Annotated in this window: 15 protein-coding genes; 2 read left to right on the plus strand and 13 right to left on the minus strand. The window is 37.0% G+C overall.

Going from position 1 to position 20,566, the window contains the following annotated elements:
- Positions 1-143 precede the first annotated feature (143 nt).
- From DWB64_RS18720 to DWB64_RS18730, 3 genes are all read right to left on the minus strand, one after another.
- Entirely contained in the window at positions 144-527 is a 384-nt protein-coding gene (locus tag DWB64_RS18720; protein WP_129489752.1) for a stalk domain-containing protein, read from the minus strand.
- Between the two features lie 216 nt (positions 528-743).
- Positions 744-2,141: a hypothetical protein gene (locus DWB64_RS18725; RefSeq protein WP_164980501.1), complete on the minus strand. Its 1,398-nt coding sequence runs from the start codon at positions 2,139-2,141 to the stop codon at positions 744-746.
- Positions 2,142-2,186: 45 nt separating this feature from the next.
- Positions 2,187-2,684 (minus strand): GNAT family N-acetyltransferase, encoded by a 498-nt coding sequence (locus tag DWB64_RS18730; RefSeq protein WP_129489754.1) that lies wholly within the window; start codon positions 2,682-2,684, stop codon positions 2,187-2,189.
- A gap of 133 nt (positions 2,685-2,817) precedes the next feature.
- On the opposite strand from DWB64_RS18730, the gene DWB64_RS18735 reads away from it, so the two are divergent.
- Positions 2,818-5,397 (plus strand): PEP/pyruvate-binding domain-containing protein, encoded by a 2,580-nt coding sequence (locus DWB64_RS18735; RefSeq protein WP_129489755.1) that lies wholly within the window; start codon positions 2,818-2,820, stop codon positions 5,395-5,397.
- A 47-nt stretch (positions 5,398-5,444) separates the two neighbouring features.
- Here the strand turns inward: DWB64_RS18735 and DWB64_RS18740 are convergent, their stop codons facing one another.
- From DWB64_RS18740 to DWB64_RS18785, 10 genes are all read right to left on the minus strand, one after another.
- Complete coding sequence (locus tag DWB64_RS18740; protein WP_129489756.1) at positions 5,445-8,222, minus strand: glycoside hydrolase family 3 C-terminal domain-containing protein; 2,778 nt, start codon at positions 8,220-8,222, stop codon at positions 5,445-5,447.
- Positions 8,207-9,859 (minus strand): ABC transporter substrate-binding protein, encoded by a 1,653-nt coding sequence (locus DWB64_RS18745; protein ID WP_129489757.1) that lies wholly within the window; start codon positions 9,857-9,859, stop codon positions 8,207-8,209. Before DWB64_RS18745 ends, DWB64_RS18740 begins: the two co-directional genes overlap by 16 nt.
- Positions 9,860-9,861: 2 nt before the next feature.
- Positions 9,862-11,361, minus strand: coding sequence for a response regulator (locus DWB64_RS18750; RefSeq protein WP_129489758.1), 1,500 nt, complete (start codon positions 11,359-11,361; stop codon positions 9,862-9,864).
- An 8-nt stretch (positions 11,362-11,369) separates the two neighbouring features.
- The gene (locus DWB64_RS18755) at positions 11,370-13,151 is read right to left on the minus strand and encodes a sensor histidine kinase (protein ID WP_129489759.1); all 1,782 of its coding nucleotides are present in this window, start codon (positions 13,149-13,151) and stop codon (positions 11,370-11,372) included.
- Positions 13,152-13,295: 144 nt separating this feature from the next.
- A complete protein-coding gene (locus DWB64_RS18760) occupies positions 13,296-14,201 on the minus strand; it encodes an ROK family protein (protein ID WP_129489760.1) in 906 nt (301 codons plus the stop codon).
- The gene (locus DWB64_RS18765; protein WP_129489761.1) at positions 14,182-15,204 is read right to left on the minus strand and encodes an ABC transporter ATP-binding protein; all 1,023 of its coding nucleotides are present in this window, start codon (positions 15,202-15,204) and stop codon (positions 14,182-14,184) included. The genes DWB64_RS18760 and DWB64_RS18765 overlap by 20 nt, the downstream gene beginning before the upstream one ends.
- Complete coding sequence (locus DWB64_RS18770) at positions 15,194-16,183, minus strand: ABC transporter ATP-binding protein (protein ID WP_129489762.1); 990 nt, start codon at positions 16,181-16,183, stop codon at positions 15,194-15,196. Before DWB64_RS18770 ends, DWB64_RS18765 begins: the two co-directional genes overlap by 11 nt.
- Entirely contained in the window at positions 16,167-17,132 is a 966-nt protein-coding gene (locus tag DWB64_RS18775; RefSeq protein WP_206736702.1) for an ABC transporter permease, read from the minus strand. Before DWB64_RS18775 ends, DWB64_RS18770 begins: the two co-directional genes overlap by 17 nt.
- 1 nt (position 17,133) lies before the next feature.
- Positions 17,134-18,129, minus strand: coding sequence for an ABC transporter permease (locus tag DWB64_RS18780; protein ID WP_129489763.1), 996 nt, complete (start codon positions 18,127-18,129; stop codon positions 17,134-17,136).
- Positions 18,130-18,145: 16 nt separating this feature from the next.
- Positions 18,146-19,894 carry an ABC transporter substrate-binding protein gene (locus tag DWB64_RS18785; protein WP_129489764.1) on the minus strand — a complete coding sequence of 583 codons (1,749 nt, stop codon included), beginning with the start codon at positions 19,892-19,894 and terminating at the stop codon, positions 18,146-18,148.
- A gap of 289 nt (positions 19,895-20,183) precedes the next feature.
- On the opposite strand from DWB64_RS18785, the gene DWB64_RS18790 reads away from it, so the two are divergent.
- Positions 20,184-20,399 (plus strand): hypothetical protein, encoded by a 216-nt coding sequence (locus DWB64_RS18790; protein ID WP_129489765.1) that lies wholly within the window; start codon positions 20,184-20,186, stop codon positions 20,397-20,399.
- Positions 20,400-20,566: the final 167 nt, after the last annotated feature.

Here is a 20,566-nt window from a genome sequence, read left to right on the forward strand (position 1 = left end):
GAATGGCTCAGTCATGCAAGTAAAATGACAGTGTCAGAAATAAGTAATGAGATTGTTAGCTTCATAAACTTTTATAATTTTGAAAGAATACGTTTAGATGGTGAAAAGCCACCTATGCATCAAAGATTAAGAGCTGCATAAGACTAAAATGAGCCAGTATTTTGTCTACTAAATTGGGTGCTGTTCACTTCTAGTGTCATAGGTGCCATTTTACCATTTGCATAGTAATTTTCAGATGTTTTAACATAAACAAATCTTGGTCCTTTAGTAAGTTCAATATGTTTGTCTTCACCAAACCACGCTACTTGGTAGCCAAATGCTTCACTAATAGCCCTTAAAGGCACCATGACATGCTCACCCTCTGTGTAAAAACCCGCATCAATTCTTGCGCCGTTTACAAGTAACTCTTGAGCAGAAATTGCTTCTGCTGAAATCAATACAGGTGTTGCTGTTGGTGTAGCAAAACTCGTAGCAGAACCTACCACCATCACTACCATTAATAATAATGCAATACTTTTCTTTTTCATTTTAATTTAGCCTCCTAATTTGTTTGTTGATACTCTTTTGACGCCTCAAAAAATGAAAAGTTCCCATATAAATAAATTTATTTAGGAACTAAAGTGTTTTTTTCTTTTAAGCCACTTGGTCATACCACATGCCACAGTATGACACACAATCACCATTTGGTGCTTCTAAAGCTATCCTCAAGTCCAAATCAACGTTGAGTCTTATTTATGCATACTTTATTCGATTGTCTCTTTTACATATTTTGACCAATCCAACGTGTTATCAATCATTGATGCGGTGACTCCTTTTAACTCCCTATCAAAGAACCTTAACGCCATACTCCTTTGTAAGTCAATTATTGACTCTTTAGATAGGTCGCCTGTTAGCTTCATGGCTCTAGTAAGTGGAGAATACATATAAGACATTGAAAAATCATAATGTGTCGTTCCCATAATTTGATAGAGTTTTACCTTACCTTGACTACTGCTTATGAGTTTGAGTAAGTGGTCGTTGTTTAAGCCCGCTTCCCAGTCACCACTTCTAAGAAACACAGCTGGAATATCTAATCCCTTTTCAACTAAGGCTTCATCAAGGGGCTCAACCCAGGCATCCATTCCAAATAGAGCTTTAATTCTGTTATCACTAATAGCAGCAAGTACATCTCCACCACCACCTGTTGAGTGACCTAAAAGGCCAACTTGGTCAAAATTAATTTTTCCCTTGAACAGTGAATCAACTTGTCCTTTATTCATAAATTCTAATTCATTGAGTGCAAGGGTCACATCACCCGCATAAGTTGTAACAAGCTTACTTGCATAGTCGAGAAAATCCGATGTAAGATGACGATTGGGTAAAGCTGAAGGATTTTTATACACAAGATTACCATCATCAAATAATACACCAATCGAGCCATAGGTATGGTCAATTGATACTACAATATAGCCATGACTAGCTAGTTCTTCTGCAAGATCTGTGTGAAGGTTCCTAAAGCCTGACCAACCATGAGAAATGACTACAAGAGGATAGTTTTGTTTATGACGACTCACGTTTACATTTTCATAACTATTTGATTCGATTAGAGCCGTATGGTCAAACATTAAGTATGGTAAATTCCAATCCTTCGAAAGGCCTCTCATAATGGGGACGCCTTCACGTATCCATTTGACTCTATTTCCACCGGTAATATCATCTGACGGGTACCAAATCTGTAACCTGATTTTTCTATTAGCCTCTTCTTCAGAGTAGATTTCTAGTCGTTCATCATCACTCACATCCATTGAAACTGTTCCAACCCTATAATCTCCCGTAGGGAGTGGCAGTTCTAAAACGGGCAGTATGACCATTAGAATGGCAGACAGCAATACCAAAATGATTAATAGACTATGAAACCAAGTCTTCCTTAATCTATTTGCTGTTTCATTCTTTGAATTTACAAGAAATACTGTGAGTCCCCCTACTAAATAAAGAGGTGCGAGTTGCCATCTTACGCCTTCAAATGTAATCTGAAGAATAAAACTAAGTAAAATTCCAACATTAATGACTCCCATTATTCTCTTGCTAGGATTAGGCAATTTTATAAGTGATATGACACTGAGTAGTGTCATTATTAACATTACTATTTCTAAAGGTCTCATAGATTCTCCCCCCATGATTTATCATTGTAAAAGTCATTATTTTACTTAGACCTCTTTAATAAATATTTGCTCCATATCTCTTACTAACACATTAAACACTTCTTTATGGAACTTAAAGCCAGCTTTCTTAAAGGCTTTAATTGCTGGTGAGTTGTCAAGAGCACAGGCCGCAAAGAGTATTTTAGAAGAAAGTTCTTTTTCCTTTACAAAGGCATCAATAATCATAGGAAGTTTGCCCTTATAATAATAACCTTCTTTACCAATAATCACTTCAATGCCAACAGCATTTTCTAAATCTACTTCAAACTGATAATCTTCAAAATCATCTAACTGATAATAGGTAACTAAGCCCATAGGTACTTCATTTTCATGAATGATAAAGGCTTGTTTTGGAATTTCGCCTGATAACCATAGACCATATCGTTCAATCAAGGCTTCCATATTTAACTTTTGGTGAGTATAGTAATCAATGATATGTGGTTCATTTAACCAGTTATATAGTAAATAGTAATCAGATTCTTGAAGTGCAGTGAATGTATACATAGGTCCTCCTAAGTAGTTACTTTTGTCAATTTAAGTATAACATAGGATGAATGACTCAATTTATTAAGAGTCTAGTATATTTTAATTCCTTTAGGGTATCAAATACTATAATTAATATTTTGGGAGGTACGACATGTCTTTTATCATCCATTTTTCTAATAAAAACGATTTTGATATCCATAATATTGGTAATAAAGCCAAAACACTTATTGAAACTAGTCATTTATCACTGCCAGTCCCTCAAGGCTTTGTACTTACCACACATTTTTTTGAACCTTGGTGGGATAAGATCAAAATTTTAGATGAATGGCACAAACTTTTAGAGCATCCTTCAATTGAACTAGCTACTAACATTAAGGCAAAGATATTAACCTTTCACTTTTCAGGTATTCAAAAAAACTCTTTAGAGATAGGACTTAAAAGTGTTGATGTTAGTAGACTCCTGTCAGTTAGATCATCCGCAATTGATGAAGACCTTAGTCATTTTTCTTATGCTGGTCTCTATGCTACTTATCTTGGTATTTCTTGTGATGCACTTGAAACATATATTGCCAAAGTCTTTTCCTCAATGTTTGATGAGCGGGTAGTTGACTATAAAATCAATAAAAACTTATCCTTTGAGGATAGTAGGATAGCCATCATCATTCAAGAACAAATCCACTCTGATGTAAGTGGGGTTACATTTTCAATCAATCCAAATAATAATTGCTTTGATGAATTAGTGATAAATGCAAATTTTGGTCTGGGTGAAACCATCGTTTCGGGGCAAGTGACACCCGACACTTATATCCTTGAAAAACATACAGGTCAGATATTATCATACACCCTCAGTGATAAGACAATAGCCTCTTATATCTCTAAAGAAGGTGGAACAGTAAACACCAACTTGATAAATTCTCGTGCTGATACGTTATCACATGACCACTTAAAAGAGATTGTTTCTCTTGCCATACAACTTGAGAAACATTATGGTAAACCTGTTGATCTTGAATGGGCTTTTGAAAATGAGTCACTCTACTTACTTCAAGTCCGTCCAATTACAACTTATATTCCACTTTTCCCAGAGCTAGTCACTCAACCTGGTCAAAGAAAAAAACTCTATCTTGACCACAACATGGTCTCACAAGGACTTACTCAGCCTTTGTCTGTGAGTACAGCTGATATTTGGGCTGAAATTGTAGAAAAGCTAGAGTTTGATATTTTTCCTAAAGGTGATGGCGGCTTTATGATTAACCTGCATGGCAGACAATATATTGATGTGTCTAACATGCTAAAGGGAATGGGTAAGAAATATACCCTAAGTGTTATCAAAGAATATAGTGAATCGGTGATGACTGCTCTAAAGTCAGTTGATTTGAATGATTACAAGTCAGAGGTTAAACCCAAACTTGCAAAACGATCAAAACTTGGCGTTCTTAGAACGGCTTTGACTGTATTGCCCCTTTTAGTAAAAAGTCGAACCAATCTTGATGGTCTTGTTAAAGAGTGCTACCAAATTGAAAATGAAGTTTATGACTACTTCAAAAAACCACTTGATGAAGGACAAGCTCTTGACATGCAAATCAAAACCGCCATCGATGTCTTATACAAATCTGTGATCCACCAAGGTGTTTTAATCGTTGGTATGTTATCACTTATGAAGCTCGAAAAGTTATTTTCAAGTAGTCAGCTTAAAAGTGAAATCTCGTCCCTCGGTATGGACCTTGAAGCTAACCGTACAAAAAAAATGAGCAAAATGATGTTTGATTTGGCTTCATCAAATACATTTTTAGCGATTAAATCAAAAGAAGACTTTGTAAACCATGCCCTCGAAGGTTCATTTCCTCAAGTCTTCCAAACAGAATACGATAAGTACATGACACTCTATGGGAATCGTTGTTATAAAGAACTGGATTTAGCCTCTGAAAGAATGTCTGAGCAACCTGGTAACTTTTATGACCAATTGATAAGTATCAATATCACAGATAACCAAAATATTCACATTAATAAAAAACAAGAAACCGCTTATAAGAGATTACTTGAAGTAGCCACTCAACATAAGTTTGAGAAGGCATTTATAAAACATGCCCACATTTATCAGAGCCTGTTTGGTTTTAGAGAATCACCCAAATTCTTACTTACACATTTTATTGGCCAATTTCGATTATTACTGCTTGGAATTTCAGATGACTTTGTTCATAATAAGCGCTTAGATAATAGAAGCCAAATTTTCGACCTGCATATCCATCAAATAATGCAAGCACAAAGTCATGCTGACCTTAACCTAAGAGTCTTAATAGAAGAAAACTTGAAGCCTTATAAAAAGGTAGCTCATGTCCGGTACTGGCCTGTACTCATTGACAGTCGTGGAAAAATCATTCGTGAAGTAAGAAGTAGCACTTCATCTGACCTAGTCGGAGAAGCTATCTCACCGGGACTTGTGACAGGACGAGCCAGAGTACTACATAGCCCACATGAAAAGAAGGTAGAACCAGGAGATATCTTAGTAACGAGATCTTCTGAACCCTCATGGATTCCGGTTTTTAGTAATGCCAGTGGTGTGGTTTTAGAAGTCGGTGGCTCTCTCCAGCACGGTGCTATTATAGCCAGAGAATATGGTCTGCCTTGTGTGATTGGTATTCACGATATCTATACACGCATTCATGATGGCGACTTAATAAAAGTGGATGGTAATTCAGGAATTGTTCGTATTCTTAATCGTAAGGATCATTAATGTCAAAGACAAAAAAACAGTCATTGTATAAAATGACTGTTTTTTGATTACTTCAATTTCAGTTTAAGTGAATGATAGTCTATACCTGGTCTTACATTATCAATCACTAATTCATAGTAACCCTTATTTAAATCTACAAGGCTACTTTCATGTGGTTGATAATCTTCTTCAGAGCCATTGAGTTGAATCGTTGTAAAATACTCGCCATTCAGCTCTAAATTTAATGCTGCTTGGGCTAGAGGACTCTCATGGTACCTCAGTTGCATCTCAATTATATAGCTACCTGGTTGATTCACCTTAATTAAGACGGTTTGCTTTTGAACCTTCCTTAGTAAAATAACATCATCAACTTGATAGGCAGCTTCATTTGTTATCTTGAGTGATTGAATTTTTTTAGTGTTTACTCGCTTTTGTTGGTTACTAAAGGCAAATGTATCAAGGGCAAAATTAAGAATATTAACAGCGCTTCTCTCTAGTTCATATCTTGTAAGTGAACCTGTTTTGATAGCCTCGTTAATATCATCAGCCTCAAAATTGACTGCTTCATTATGCTCAACAACCATATAAAGATCATTTTGAGCCCTTACCATATGCGACTTCTTATCTTTACTCCATTGTCCACCATTAACTGGGTGATTAACTCTTGCCCACCAGTCAGTCATAACAATGCCATCAAAACCCCACTCATCTCTTAAAATTGTAGTATTTAGATCATAGTTTGAAGCTGCAAAAACACCATTGATAGGATTATACGAGGTCATAATACTCTTTGCATTTCCTCTTCTTACAGGTATTTCAAATGCTTTTAAATGAAGTTCTCTTAGGGCTCTTTCTGAAACAACTGCATCTACAGCATGTCTTTCGAGTTCTTGATCATTGGCTAAGTAATGTTTTAGAGTTGCATGTGCACCATGTACTTTTAGTCCCTTTACAAAGGCATATGCAAAACAACCTGATAACAAAGGATCTTCTGAGAAGTACTCAAAGTTTCTACCATTAAGAGGGTGGCGATGTAAATTTAAGCCCGGACCAAGCAAGGTATCTATGGCATTAAGCTTAAGTTCATAGCCTACTTCTTCATAGACTTCTTCAACCAGTCCAAGGTTCCATGTGCAAGCAAGTGCAGTGCCAATGGCTACTTGAGAAGCCTTTTTACCACTATCCATCCTTATGCCAGAGGGGCCATCAGCTGCAGCCATCACAGGTATACCAAAACCCTTTAGTTCCTCAGAAATGCCACCAAAAGCTGCTGCAGTGCCTGGTGTTGTTTTTGGGCTACACATGCCCTCACCTTTAATTAGCGTCATAAGAGCTTCTAGTGAAAGTTGAGAGACAAAGTCCTGCATACTAGAGTTGCCATTATTAACATCAGTGAGTGAAATTGACTTCTTGACACTATTTGACTTTGATTGTACTTTAGCGAGAATGCGTTTATTAAGGTCTACTTTGTTAAGCGGGACATCTTCATAGGCCACTTCATAAGTGCCATCACCACTTTGACACCCTGGCTTTAAACGCTTAAATGCTTCATTTGGTGCTAGGGCTTGTGATAACTGTTCTACAACCAGTGTTTGATTGAGTTCATAGTATTTTTTGTTATCAATTAATACTGGCTTTAAGCGTCTAATACTATTACCAACATAAAAGGCATAGTGACCTTTTTCTAGCAGATAGGCGGATGGATATCCAGTCGCACCACTATCATCATATGTAGCCATCGTTTTTAAAGAAAGTGTTAAGTGAAGGTCTTCTTGCTCACCTGGTGCAAGATTCTTAGTCTTTTTAAATGCTCCTAGTTGAACTTTAGGTTGCCCAAGTTGTCCCTGAGGAGATGAATAATAAACTTGGATTACCTCTTTACCGTTAAAGTTTGCACCTTTATTTGAAACTGAAACCACAATTTCAAGACTTGCTTCAGTCCCATGACCTGTCATGACTGCTTCTTTGACTTCTAACGAAAAGTCAGTGTATGACAAGCCATAACCAAACTCATATTGAACACTTTGTGGTGAAAAGGTCTCAAAGTACCTATAACCTAAGTAGACATCCTCCTCATAATAGTTTTTATCTTTATGACCAAAGTTTTTATGACTTGGATAATCAGTCAGCTTGTAGGCTATTGTATCAGAAAGTTTACCACTCGGTGTGATATCACCTACCAGTATGTCTGCTACAGCTCTACCCGTTTCCATACCCCCATGCCACATATAAAGTATGCTTGTTATCGCTTCTGGTTTATTGACCTTATAGACCCAACTCATATCAATAATATTACTAACGTTTAGTAGAACAACAACTCGACTAAAGTGAGTTGTTACTTTATTGAGCATATCTTTTTCTAGCTCTGTCAGCTGATAACTGCCAGGACCATTAAAATTATCCTGATCTTCTCCAGCTGTTCTACCAATGATGACAAGGGCTACATCACTCTTTAAACTAGCATCCACTACTATGTCATCTGACAAGGGCATTTCTTTCTGAAACCAGGGTTCAGCTGCCCAACCACCACCGCCGTTGTCAAAAGGATTTATTTTAATCCACTCTTGGTAGGTCGTAAGTAAACTCTCGTTTAAAATAAGAGACGTTTTTTCTTTAAGTCCTTCAATTAAATTAACAGTATAGGGTGTGTGAACAGCACCGCCTGAACCTGTGCCACTTTTATAGGTATCATATTGACACCTTCCAAAAACAGAGATTTTACTATTCTTTTTAAGGGGGAGTGTTTCTAACTCGTTTTTTAGTAATACCATACCTTCTGCTGCAGATTGTCTTGCTAGAAGGGGCAGTTTTTTGCTTAAGTCATCTTGTTTTATTGTTGTTGCCATAAGGATACCCTCTCTTTAACTAATTGAGTAAAAAGCTTACCCATCTGATGTACACCTGCTTTATCAAGTTCATTCATAAGGTCATCCCAAAGTTGATCAAAGTCTTCTGGTTGTGAAATTGTGACTTGAATAAGCCCTTGCTTTATAATAGCATCACATGCATTGAGTTGTGAACGAATGGGTGAGTTAATAGGAATCTGAATATCCCAAGCCTCACCCCACACAGAAACTGGTAATTCCTCTGCGCTTGGGTAAAGGTCAGACCAATTCTCAACACCATAAGCTTTAAGTGCACTTCTTTCATCATCACTATATTGTTTTTTTACATCCTCTTCATTCTCAGGATTATAAAAGTTACCTTGTTTATCTTTTTTTCCATCTCCCCAAATAGGATATGGATATGTGTAAACACCAACACCAGTCTCTTCTGAATACGCTTCATCATTTAAGCGTTTTTCCATTTCATCATCGGGAATGAATCGCTTGCCATTTTCATCATACTTGAAATTAACATCTTCAATTCCCCACATTCTTAATACATGGCCTTCGTGACTCGCCATAAAGTCTAGGAATTTAATTGCTTCTACAGGATTCTTACAATCCCTAGATATGCCTATGCCATAACCAGCAATATAGCCCACATCCCTAAAGTCAGCGGCCTTAGTTGAGGCATCTACTTGCACGGGATACTGACCATACATCCGTTCTTCCATCCCTTTGGCTCGCAACTGATTTTGAGCATAATCATACTGCCACTTTGCATCAATCAGACCAAGCACTCTTCCAGAAGCAATTTTAGCCAAGTAGGCATCATAATTCTGTACAAAGCTATCAGGATCCACTAAACCCTCATGATACATCTGATTTAGCCATTTGTAGTATGCTTTTTCCTCGGTGCGTAGGAATCGATACTTGGCTTCAAGAGTATTTGGATTTATAAACCAGTTACCATCATCAGGGGCACCAGTTGCAAAACCAGCAGCATTACCTAAACTTATTTTCCAGCGCCAGTCATCAATAACCATTGAAATACCAAGGCTAGGTTCACCATTTATCAATGGAAACTTTTCTTTATATTGCCTAATTGCTTGCTCAAAATCATCAAGCGTTTCAATTATGGGATAACCAAGTTCTTTAACAACTGCATGTTGCAAGGCAAAACTCATGGTTGGTTCCCATTTCCTCTGATTGACAGGTCGAGTGGGAAGCACATAAATTGCGGAGTTTTCTGCACTAAACTTCAATCGGTTAAAATAATCCTCGTAAATAATCCTGAGGTTTGGAGCATGTTCATTGATTAGATTTGTTAAATCAATGTATGCACCTGCTTCAACCATTTTATAGGTATCTTTCACCATAATAAGATCCGGATAATCATCCGAAGCCACCATAAGTTCAATTTTTTTAGCAACACCCTCAACAGGATGTTGTATATCTAGTTTTACACCCGTCGCTTTGGTTATTGCTTTTGCAACAGGACTCGAAAAAGCTTCATCTTCTTTTTTTAAGTCTTCTGAATACATGGTCAGTATAATTTCATTAGCAGGATTCTTATTATCAGTAGTAAACTGTTCTGTAGAACAGCCCGATAAAATCAGGCTCAAGAAAATGACAAATATAAGGTGTTTTTTAACCATGACTAATCCTCATCCTTTTGCGAATGGTTTTTTTGATATTTCTTTGGACTCATACCTTCAGCTTGTTTGAACTTCAAATAAAAATAATCTACACTTTTATAACCGACCATACTTGCTACTTCGTATACTTTTAACTCATTATTATTTAGAATTTCTTTGGCTTTTTCTAAGCGAATACCATCAAGATATTTAGTAAAACTCTTGCCCGTATTATGTTTAAATATTGTGCCTAAATAGGAGCTGTTATAACCAAAGAGCCCACCTAGTTTGTCTAATGTTATCTCCTGGTGATAATGGTGTTTTATATAATCAAGCACTCTGTAAATGGTGCTTTCTTTAGAACCTGAATGAATAGCATTCATAAGATCCATAAATACTTCAAACATCAAATCAAAAATAAGGTTAATGTGTGATGCCTTGTAGAGTTTCTCACCTATCTCTCGGTTTGATGGCAGTGAAATTTTTATATTAGGGTAATGATGGCTAAAACGCTCAATGATAATAAACATGTTCTGAGCTAATAAGCCTTTAAGACTTTCAAAACTAATCGTCATTGTTGAGACACTACTTTTAAAAGCAGTCAGATATTGGCTTAAGGCATCATGATTATTTACTTCAATGAAGTCAAAGACGGTTTCATTATCAAAATAGAGAACCTGCTCCTCTTTGATTACACACTCCTCATACCATGTACAAGTCTCTTCATCACTTAAGTACCATCTCTGGCCAATTTTTTTTGCATCAGAAAAACTGAGATGAATATCTAAATAGCCCTCTACTATTCTGCCTGCGCTAATAAAGAAAGGTTGATCTAAACCTAGCTTAAGCTCTGATGTTAGTTGTTTAAGAGCCGTTTTTATTTGTTTTTTATTGAGGTTTTTATAGATAATCACCCATGATTCAGCAACGAGAAGTGCTATCACTTCTTGGTGTTTTTTTTGGTACTGGTCAATGACACCACTGACCTGGTCAATTGTATCTTTATATTGCACCTCTACAACACAATGAGTGGCTTGGTCGTGCATTTTAAGAATACTAGAACTTTTTAATCCCATAAGTAAATGCCTATATTGTCTGAGGCGTTCAAGCATTTCTTGTCGATTGAGTTGTATTTCAATGTGAGATGCCTTATCAAGCTTTTCTTTTATTACAGAAAGGTGTTCAAAAAGCTCCTCCTCATCAATTGGCTTAGTTAAAAACGCTTCAACGTCAAGTGGAATAGCTTTTTTGGCATACTCAAATTCCGCAAAGCCTGTTAAGAAAATAACCTTACTTTTAATGCCTTGATGCCGCAGTGATTTTAGCAAAGATAAACCGTCATTACCAGGCATTCTAATATCAAGTAGTAATAAGTCTGGGTTGAATTTAAGAGCTAACTCCTCAGCGGAATGCGCATTATCAGCTTCACCAACAATTACAAAGCCCAACTCCTCCCAATTTATCAGTTTTTTTAATCCTTGTCTGATGATATATTCATCATCAACTATCAATACTGAATACATGTTTCCTCCTAATTGATCTGATGTTTTGGTAAGAGGAGTGTAACAATTGTACCCTTCTCTAGCTCACTTGTAATGTTCATCGTATAGGGGTGCTGATAAAAAAGTTTAATTCTTTGATACACATTGGTAAGGCCAATACTGCCTTTGAAACTTAGAACATCTTTTTCTAACTTGCTATTGATTGTACTCAATGTTTCAGCATTCATACCTCTACCATTATCACTAATCTCAATGAGTAAAAATGCGTCATCCTCATCAATTTTTATTCTGATTTCACCCTTGCCTACTTTCTTTTCAAGTCCATGTACAAAGGCATTTTCCACAATCGGCTGAAGGAGCAGTGGCAATACCATAAAGCTTGAAGTATCGCATTTTTTATCTATTGTATACGTTACTCTATCCCTAAACCTGAAGGCTTGAATATCTAAGTAATCTCTTAATAAGCCAAGCTCTGCATTTAAGGAAACCTCTTCTTTTAATACCGATAACTTTCTTCGCATGATACTTGCAAGTTTTTTTACAATGGATGCAATTTCATGTTGATCATTTAATAGTGATTCCATCCTAATAGTCTCAAGTGTATTATATAAAAAATGCGGATCTATCTGACTAGTAAGCATTTTAAATTCTACTTCTCTCTGCCTTGATGTCATTTGCTCCTTCTGAAGTTCTACTTCGTAAACTTGGTAGATTAAGTCTTTAATACTCTTTGTTGTTACTTCTAAATCAGAGTATAGTAGTGCTATCTCATCTTTACCTGCAATAGACTCTTCAAGGTCAAAGTCACCTGTTGCAACTTTATGTAGATTAAACCTGAATTTCTCTATTCTTTCAGTGAGAGTACGTGTAAGAATTGAGACCAATATAAGGGCTGCACAAACACTGACAAAAACTAGGGCTCCACCTCTTATAAGGACTTGGTTGGCAAAGGCAGTAAATTCAGTTGTTGGTATAAGTGTTAAAAGGCTTATATGATTGCCAGAATTCTGTGTTTGAAATACTGTGTTGATGACTTTATATTTTCCGGTCTCATCATCAAAAATCTCATTATTGAGACTTTGATTGAACATTTGATTGATAAAGTAATCCTCACTAATTAGCATACCTTCGTACTTAGCTTCAGTACTTATGACAATTTGATTTTGGTCAATAACGCCTATAATCTTATAAGGTGTTTCATCAAATATTCTCTTAAGTGTTCGGTTGCTAATATTTACTACTAAAACACCTATTTCTTCACCACTTGCCCCTTTAATTAAACGAACAAGTGCCAAAAATGATTTCTGTTTGATTTCATCATAACGATAAATAAACTCAATCTTACCTTCCTGAGATTGAGCAAGTTGGTACCAATCTGTTCGTTTATATTGCTCAGTCGTCGGTGTAATTTTTGAGTTATTTAAAAGTGTTTTATTGGGAACATAAATTCTAATGCTATCAAGTTCAGGATATAACCTAAGGTAATCGTCAATTCTTGTATAGTCATTTAGGGCATTAATAAGGGTAAACTGATCTGAATATAGGGTTGAGGTTATTCTTTGTAGGTCTTCATCCAAATAGAACCCATCTGAAACATTTGCAGCAATTCTGCACACGTCTTGAATGCGTTCCTCATTTCGAAGGGCATGACTAAATGCCTCTTCTGTTGCTTGTTCAATTAGCAAATTTCTTGCATAACCAGTTTGATAGAAACTTAAAAAAAGGAGCGGTATCAGGCCGCCAACGATGTATATTACCATCATTTTGTTAGCGACCCTTAAATTATATATAAATGCTTTAAACGCTTTCATATGTCACCTCGTCAAGATACAACTATTGTATCATGACACACTCCTATATAGTAAGCATGCTTACATGAACTAAAGATAATTAGAATAGGGTACTAATACTAATACTAATACTTATAGTCATTATAAACACTTAAAGAAATTTCCTCACTTATAAATCTTACAACCTTTTTGAGTCAAGTAATTGTAAACAGCTCCAATCAAGTTTGCATCATTGCCAAACTCAGCCACTTTTATTACGGGTCTTTTAGGGGCTATTTCAATTTTATTAAAAATAGTATCTAACCTACTTTCCAGTTGATCAACAAAATCTTTTCGTTTACTAATTGCTCCACCTAGAACAATCATTTCTGGGTCAAAAAAGTATTGTAGGTTAAACATACCAACGGCGTTACTATTATAAAAATTATCAATTTCTTTGATGGCGACTGGGTCATGATTACTCGCTAGCTCAAAGACGTCTAGACCAGTTAATGTTTGACCTTTTATTTTAGACAACTTATCTGTTAAGGCGTAAGTCGCACCTAGGTCTGACCATATCTCAAAAGCTTTTGCTTCAAAGTCAAAGGAATTAATAAAATAACCAAATTCACCAGCCATAAAATTAGTTCCAGGGTGAATGAGTTTATCCTTAACCAAGGCACCACCCACACCTGTTCCAATGACAACCACTGCAATATCATTACAGTCTTTGGCAACACCCTTCCATACTTCAGCAAGGGCTGCACAGTTGCCATCATTTTCACTAAACACATCAATCGCGTATTTATTTTGGAGTTCATCCATTAAATTTACACCAACAAGAAATGGCATACTACCTTCAGACAAAATCATACCTGTCTGTGAGTTCATAATAGCCGGCACTGAAAGTGCTATCCCCTTAATTGGATACTTAGCCATACCTACCTCTACAACACTGCATAGGGTTGCCATAAACACCTCTAAGCTCGTTCTTTCGTTGATGACACTTCCCTTGTGTAGAATTTGACCAGAAGTATTAAGTATGCCGTATTTTATGGCACTACCTCCAATATCAATCGATAAAATATGCATTATTTACTCCATATGACTCTGTGTGAATACATCTAATATATTGATGATTACCAACAGAGTGAGCCTCTGGGAACATCTGCCCACATACCACTGTTGCAACAGGACATCTTGGTTTGAATGGACAACCTCTACTTTCAGGTGTCCAACCAACAACTTCTGACTCGTCAGCCTGAACTACCGGCAATTCTGGTTGTACTTGTCGTTCTGGGTCTGGTGCAGCAGCAACAAGTAGTTTAGTATAAGGGTGTTTGGGGTTACAAATCACTTCATCAACATTACCCCATTCAACCATATGACCTGCATAAAGAACTATAATACGATCTGAAAAATACCTAGCTGTAGCAATATCATGAGTTATATATATAAAGGATTTATTGAATTCACGTTTCATTTTATTCATTAAGTTTAATACACCTAATCTGATAGAGACATCCAGCATAGATGTTGGTTCATCAGCAAAGATGACATCTGCACCAACTGCTAGTATTCTAGCCAAGAAGGCTCTTTGTTTTTGACCACCAGATAACTGATGAGGATGTTTTTTTCCTTGTTCCTGAGCAGGTACAAGACCTACCATTTCAAGGTACTCATCCATCTTTTCTTGAACTTCTTTTTTTGAATAATCATGATGTAACTCAAGAGGTCGTTTTAAATGATAATAAATGTTGTGCAGGGGATTAAGTGAAGAGAAAGGATCTTGGAAAATCATTTGGCTTTTTTGCCTGTATTCCTTTAGCTTGTCACCCTTAAAAGCATGGACATCTTCACCATCAAATAGCATGACACCTGATGACGGTTGATGAAATCTCATGGCAAGCCTACACAGAGTCGATTTACCACATCCTGATTCGCCAACAATCGCAAGAGATTCTCCAGGGTATAAATCAAAAGAAACATCATTAAGTGCTCGGATGGTCTTCGATTTATGAAAAACGCTTCTCCCTCCGACATTAAAATCCATCACTACATTTTTAGCGCTAAAAATCGGCTTTTTATTTGTCATTTGTGGCTTCCTCCTGCTCAATGAGTGGAAAATGGCACTGATAGAAACTTTCTCCTTCATGAACACGCTCTGGCTCTTGAAGGGAACAAAACTCCTGTACTTTAAAACATCTTTCCTGGAACCTACATCCCTTTGGAATATTATTTAGATCAAGTGGATTCCCCTTAATACCTTCCATGTACTTTATTTCTCCCTGAAGAGACGGGAAGGAGTTTTTTAGGCCAAATGAATACGGGTGTTTAGGTGCATTGAGTATTTTTTCTGATGTTGCCTTTTCAATTATTTTACCTGCATACATGATGGCAACATTATCACAAAACTCCATCATTAAACTGATATCATGAGTGATAAAAAGTATAGAAAAGTTAAGTTCATCTTTTAACTCATAGATTCTAGAGAGAATGTCTCTTTGTACAACAGTGTCGAGTGCAGTCGTTGGTTCATCAAGGATTAACAACTTAGGTTTTAAAGCGAGTGCCATTGCTATAACAGCACGTTGACGCATACCACCTGAAAATTGATGAGGGTAATCACTAATCCGACCCGCTGGTATCCCAACTAACTCTAGTAGTGCCATTGCCTTTTGCTTAGAAACAGCTCTATTTTTTGTAATACCATGTTGCTTGTACAAATCATAGAATTGCTTTTCTAGTGAAACAACTGGGTTTAAACAGTTCATTGCAGACTGAAAAACCATGCTCGCTTGGCTCCATCTAAACTTGGCAAGTTCATCTTTCGACATTTTTAGTATGTCTTGACCATCAATAATAATTTGGCCATTATTAATAAGTGCCGGTGGTTTATGAAGTCTTAATAGTGAGTAGGCCACCGTACTTTTACCGCAGCCCGATTCACCAGCAAGCCCTAAACTTTCACCTTCTCGTATTTGAAAACTCACGTGATCAACTGCACGTACATGCCTACCGCCAGCCACGATATAGTCAACTGTTAGATCTTTGACATCAAGCACTATGCTCATTGAGTCCTCCTTCTGTTTCTACTCTTAGAGAGTGTTTCTTTTCTAATTTTTTGGATTTTCTTAATTCTTTATAATATGCCGACATAAAGCGTTGTGCTCTTAGTTTTGGGTTTGATATTTCATCAATTGAAAAGTTGATGAGTGTAAGACCCATACCTAACAAAATGATAGCAACTGAAGGGCCTAATACTTCCCACCAGATGCCACTATTAAGTGCACCTGTCGTTTGTGCGTTAAATAGCATAGTTCCCCAAGTAACAGATAAAGGGTCGCCAAAACCAATAAACTCAAGGAAGGTTTGCGCCATAATTGCATAAATGAGGGTTCCTACAAAGGCTGAACTAATCATTGAAAGCATGTTTGGCATAATTTCAATAAAGAGTCTTCTTAACTTTGTTTCACCAATAGTTTCAGATGAGTAAACAAACTCTCTGCTTCTAATACTCATCGTTTGGGCACGAATAACCCTTGCTCCAAATGGCCAAGAAGTTAAGCCAATAATAGTTGCAATCAGAAGTGGTGTTGAACCACCAGATAAGGAGGCAATAATCAGCAGGAGCACCACTTGAGGAATAACCATTACAACGTTTATACAGGTGGTAATCACATTGTCGACAATACCACCAAAGTAACCTGCAGTAACACCAATAACTAAACTAATTGAAACTGCAACCAGACCTGCAAATACCCCAACCATAATGGATGTTCTACCCCCATAAAGCGTTTGTGAAAACACATCTCGACCTAGTCTTGTCGTTCCAAGAATATGTTCACTTGACGGTGGACTATGATATTCATCTGCATACCTGTGAAGGGGATCGTGAGATGTAAATATCCCCGCCCCCATTGTAAGAACAAGAATAAGTGTAATAAGGCTTACCCCAATGCTTGTTGTAGGACTACTTTTCATAAAGTTGCCAACGCGTTTAAAGATACTGTTTTTTAACATGTTAGCCCCTCTTTCCTTCTGTACGTATTCTAGGATCTAAGAAAAGAATAGCAATATCTGCTATAAAATTCGCACTGAGCATTAGAATGGTAGACATAAGTAGAATGCCTTGCATCAGTGGATAGTCACGTCCATTAATGGCTGATAACATGACCTTACCTAGACCAGGATAGTTAAAGATAAGTTCTATAATGAGCGCACCACCCAGCATAAAGCCTATTTGCATAGCAAAGGTTGTAACAACTGGCAGTAGAGCGTTTCTAGCACTGTAACCAAAGATTATCTTGCGCTCAGACAAGCCTTTAGCTGTACCGAGTGTTATATAATCTTCTCCAAGTTGATTAATCATGTTGGCCCGCATACCCATAATGCCCCCTAAACTCAAAATGACGATAGAGGTAACAGGTAAGAAGGCATGGTAGGCTACGTCTTTTATATACTCAAATGTGTTTGCATAGGTCATAAGAGGCGTAACGGCATATCCCCGTGGGAAAAAGCCTGTACTTGCAAGTGTATAACTTAAGAATAGTGCTACAATTACAGCTGGAATATTGGCTAAAACCTGACCTGTAAGCGTAACGCCTTTATCAAATTTACTGCCCCTTTTCCATGCAACTAAAATACCTAAGACTGTATTAAGGATAAATGAGATGGTGAGTGCTGATCCCATTAAAAAAAGTGTCCAACCCAAGCCTCTTGACATGGCTTGAAGCACTGTTTGTGGATAATTAGAGAAAGATAAACCCCAATTACCAGTAAAAATACTACCAATATACTTAAAATAAGAGAATATTAGTGGTTCGCCAGTGTTATACCCAAAGAGCTGCTCAACGGCACGAATCGTTGCCTCGTCTATGCGACCTCCAGATTGATATAACTCAGAAATGTACATCTGAACAGGATCCCCCGGCATAAGCCGAGGGAGAAAGAAGTTCAGTGTTATGGCGGCAATAAATGCAATTAGGTAAAAACCTAAGCGCTTCATAACATATTTCATCTTTCTCCCCCTCTTATTATTTCACAGGTTTAAGGTTCATTAGGTGTAACACTTTCATATCGTGTACCGATAGAGCTGGTTGACAATATGGATTGTCAGCAGTTGCCCAACCGTCAAAACGACTTGTGTTGTAGACGAACCAGTTACCGTTGTATAAAACTGGGATGTTAATCATGTTATCAGTAAAGAAGAATTCAATTTCACGTGTAATTTCTTCAAGTTCAGCATCTGTAGCGTTTGGCATTTTAGCAACCAAAGCGTTGATTTCTTCATTTACATAGTTTGTTTGAGTTGTTGACCACCATGTAGGTGTTTTTACTCTTGATGCATCACCAATTGAATCGAAGTAGAACTTCCAAATGTTTGATGAATTACCGTAGGCTGTGTAAAGTACATCATGGGCACCTGATTCCCAGCTTTCAATGATGATACCTAAGTCAACTGCATTAGCTGTTGCATCAACACCAATTTTTCTGAAGCCTTCAGCAACAATTGCTGCACCGTCATTCCAATCTGTCCAACCTGCTGGTGAAAGGATTTCAAACTTGATTGGTGTGCCATCTGCATTCTCTACAAATCCGTCACCATCAGTATCTGCATAACCTGAATCAGCAAGTAGTGACTTAGCTGCTTCAATATCGTAAACTGTGTATTTAGCATGAATCTTTTGTGCAGCATCATCTGTGTAACCAAGAAGTGCTGATGGTAAACCTGTTACTGGTGGTACTGTTTTATCAAGGTAACCGAATACTGCTGAGTCGATGATACCTTTTCTATCAACAGCCATAGAAAGTGCTTTTTTAAAGTTAGCATCATTAAAGGCTTTAAGGTTATCTGTGTTTTCTGTCATGTAGTTAAAGGCAACACGTACGCCGTCATTCATACCGTACCAGAATTTACGGTTTTCATCGCCTTGAATGTAAGTTTCTTCAGCGTTTGGAATAAAGATATGTGCCCAGTCAACTTGACCTGATTGTAGTAGCGCAAGTGCACCATCGTTACCATTAAATTGTGGCACTCTTAATTCATCAACTTCAAGTTGGTCTGCTTGCCAGTAGTATGGGTTTCTAGAAAGAACAACCATTTCTGGTGCAAATGATTTTACTTCTGAGAAAGGACCAGTTACTACAGGGTTTTCATAAACGTATGTAGCCGGGTCTTCAACTTTAGACCAGATATGCTCTGGAACCATCATTCTTTGTAAGAAGATGTCTTGTCTGTGGAATCTGTTTGCTTCTCTCATAACAATCTTAACTGTATAGTCGTCAACAACCTCTACAGATTTGATTTTACCTTCTTCGCCCCAGTCGCCAGATCTATCGATTGTAGGGTGATCTTTTGAATAGTTAAAAGTGAAAGCAACGTCTTCTGCGTTGAACTCTTCGCCATCACTCCATTTAACGCCTTTTCTTACCTTTACGATAAGTGTTTTATTATCTGATTCTGAAATAATTTCTTCAGCTAACCACATGTGCTCTTGGTTATTATTCATTGTGTCAAATAGTACTAAGTGTTCGTGCATGAAACCATTAACAAACTGGTATGACCCATTAGCAAAGGGGTTAAAATTTCTTACCCAACCATCATTTGAGTCCATAAGAGCTGTTAATACATTGGGTTCTTCTTTGCTGTCAGCCTTTGTTTGTGTTGCTTCACTTTTGTCGTCTGACTTTGTAGTTGAGCTATCTGTAGAGTCAGTTGAACACCCTGCAAGAGCACCTACAACCAACATCATAGCTAAAATCAGTGCCAATACTTTCTTCATTGTTCCCTCCTATTAATTGTATGAGTCAACCGACTTCGACAATGGGATTATGGCATTAATTCATTGTCGAAATCAGTTTACTCAAAAGGTCTATGAATGCGTTTTCCGCAACTCACTTACTATTGTAGAATGAAACCGTTTTCATCAATACCCGAAAAACTCCAACAAAAAAACATGAAATTTTCTAGAATTATCAGATAACTTAGAAAATAGTCATGTTTTTGAAATAGTTTAATAACTTAATCACTACGGGGTATAGTGATAATACTTACTTAAGTGGAGGACTCAAATGAAAAAACAAAGAGAAATCTTGATAGTACTCATGTGCTTTATAGCTGTAATACTTAATGCTTGCTCATTACAAGAAGCTGAAAGTAAGACTAGTGTTGAGCAAGAACTTAATGATGATAGACCTGACAATTACCTAGAACTAGTTTCACTTGAATACCCGCCCTATATCTACACGCAGAATCAGGACGTAAAAGGTGAACAGCACCCAATTTAGTAGACAAAATACTGGCTCATTTTAGTCTTATGCAGCTCTTATCTTTGATGCATAGGTGGCTTTTCACCATCTAAACGTATTCTTTCAAAATTATAAAAGTTTATGAAGCTAACAATCTCATTACTTATTTCTGACACTGTCATTTTACTTGCATGACTGAGCCATTC

The organism is Fusibacter sp. A1, from assembly GCF_004125825.1.
Classification (GTDB): Bacteria; Bacillota; Clostridia; order Peptostreptococcales; family Acidaminobacteraceae; genus QQWI01.

Bases quoted from the DNA above. Each gene is read 5' to 3' on its own strand.
- DWB64_RS18725 (WP_164980501.1), bottom strand. From the start codon at position 2,141: ATGAGACCTTTAGAAATAGTAATGTTAATAATGACACTACTCAGTGTC.
- DWB64_RS18785 (WP_129489764.1), bottom strand. From the start codon at position 19,894: ATGAAGAAAGTATTGGCACTGATTTTAGCTATGATGTTGGTTGTAGGT.
- DWB64_RS18740 (WP_129489756.1), bottom strand. From the start codon at position 8,222: ATGGCAACAACAATAAAACAAGATGACTTAAGCAAAAAACTGCCCCTT.
- DWB64_RS18730 (WP_129489754.1), bottom strand. From the start codon at position 2,684: ATGTATACATTCACTGCACTTCAAGAATCTGATTACTATTTACTATAT.
- DWB64_RS18765 (WP_129489761.1), bottom strand. From the start codon at position 15,204: ATGACAAATAAAAAGCCGATTTTTAGCGCTAAAAATGTAGTGATGGAT.
- DWB64_RS18770 (WP_129489762.1), bottom strand. From the start codon at position 16,183: ATGAGCATAGTGCTTGATGTCAAAGATCTAACAGTTGACTATATCGTG.
- DWB64_RS18760 (WP_129489760.1), bottom strand. From the start codon at position 14,201: ATGCATATTTTATCGATTGATATTGGAGGTAGTGCCATAAAATACGGC.
- DWB64_RS18750 (WP_129489758.1), bottom strand. From the start codon at position 11,361: ATGTATTCAGTATTGATAGTTGATGATGAATATATCATCAGACAAGGA.
- DWB64_RS18735 (WP_129489755.1), top strand. From the start codon at position 2,818: ATGTCTTTTATCATCCATTTTTCTAATAAAAACGATTTTGATATCCAT.
- DWB64_RS18755 (WP_129489759.1), bottom strand. From the start codon at position 13,151: ATGAAAGCGTTTAAAGCATTTATATATAATTTAAGGGTCGCTAACAAA.
- DWB64_RS18745 (WP_129489757.1), bottom strand. From the start codon at position 9,859: ATGGTTAAAAAACACCTTATATTTGTCATTTTCTTGAGCCTGATTTTA.
- DWB64_RS18720 (WP_129489752.1), bottom strand. From the start codon at position 527: ATGAAAAAGAAAAGTATTGCATTATTATTAATGGTAGTGATGGTGGTA.
- DWB64_RS18775 (WP_206736702.1), bottom strand. From the start codon at position 17,132: ATGTTAAAAAACAGTATCTTTAAACGCGTTGGCAACTTTATGAAAAGT.
- DWB64_RS18790 (WP_129489765.1), top strand. From the start codon at position 20,184: ATGAAAAAACAAAGAGAAATCTTGATAGTACTCATGTGCTTTATAGCT.
- DWB64_RS18780 (WP_129489763.1), bottom strand. From the start codon at position 18,129: ATGAAATATGTTATGAAGCGCTTAGGTTTTTACCTAATTGCATTTATT.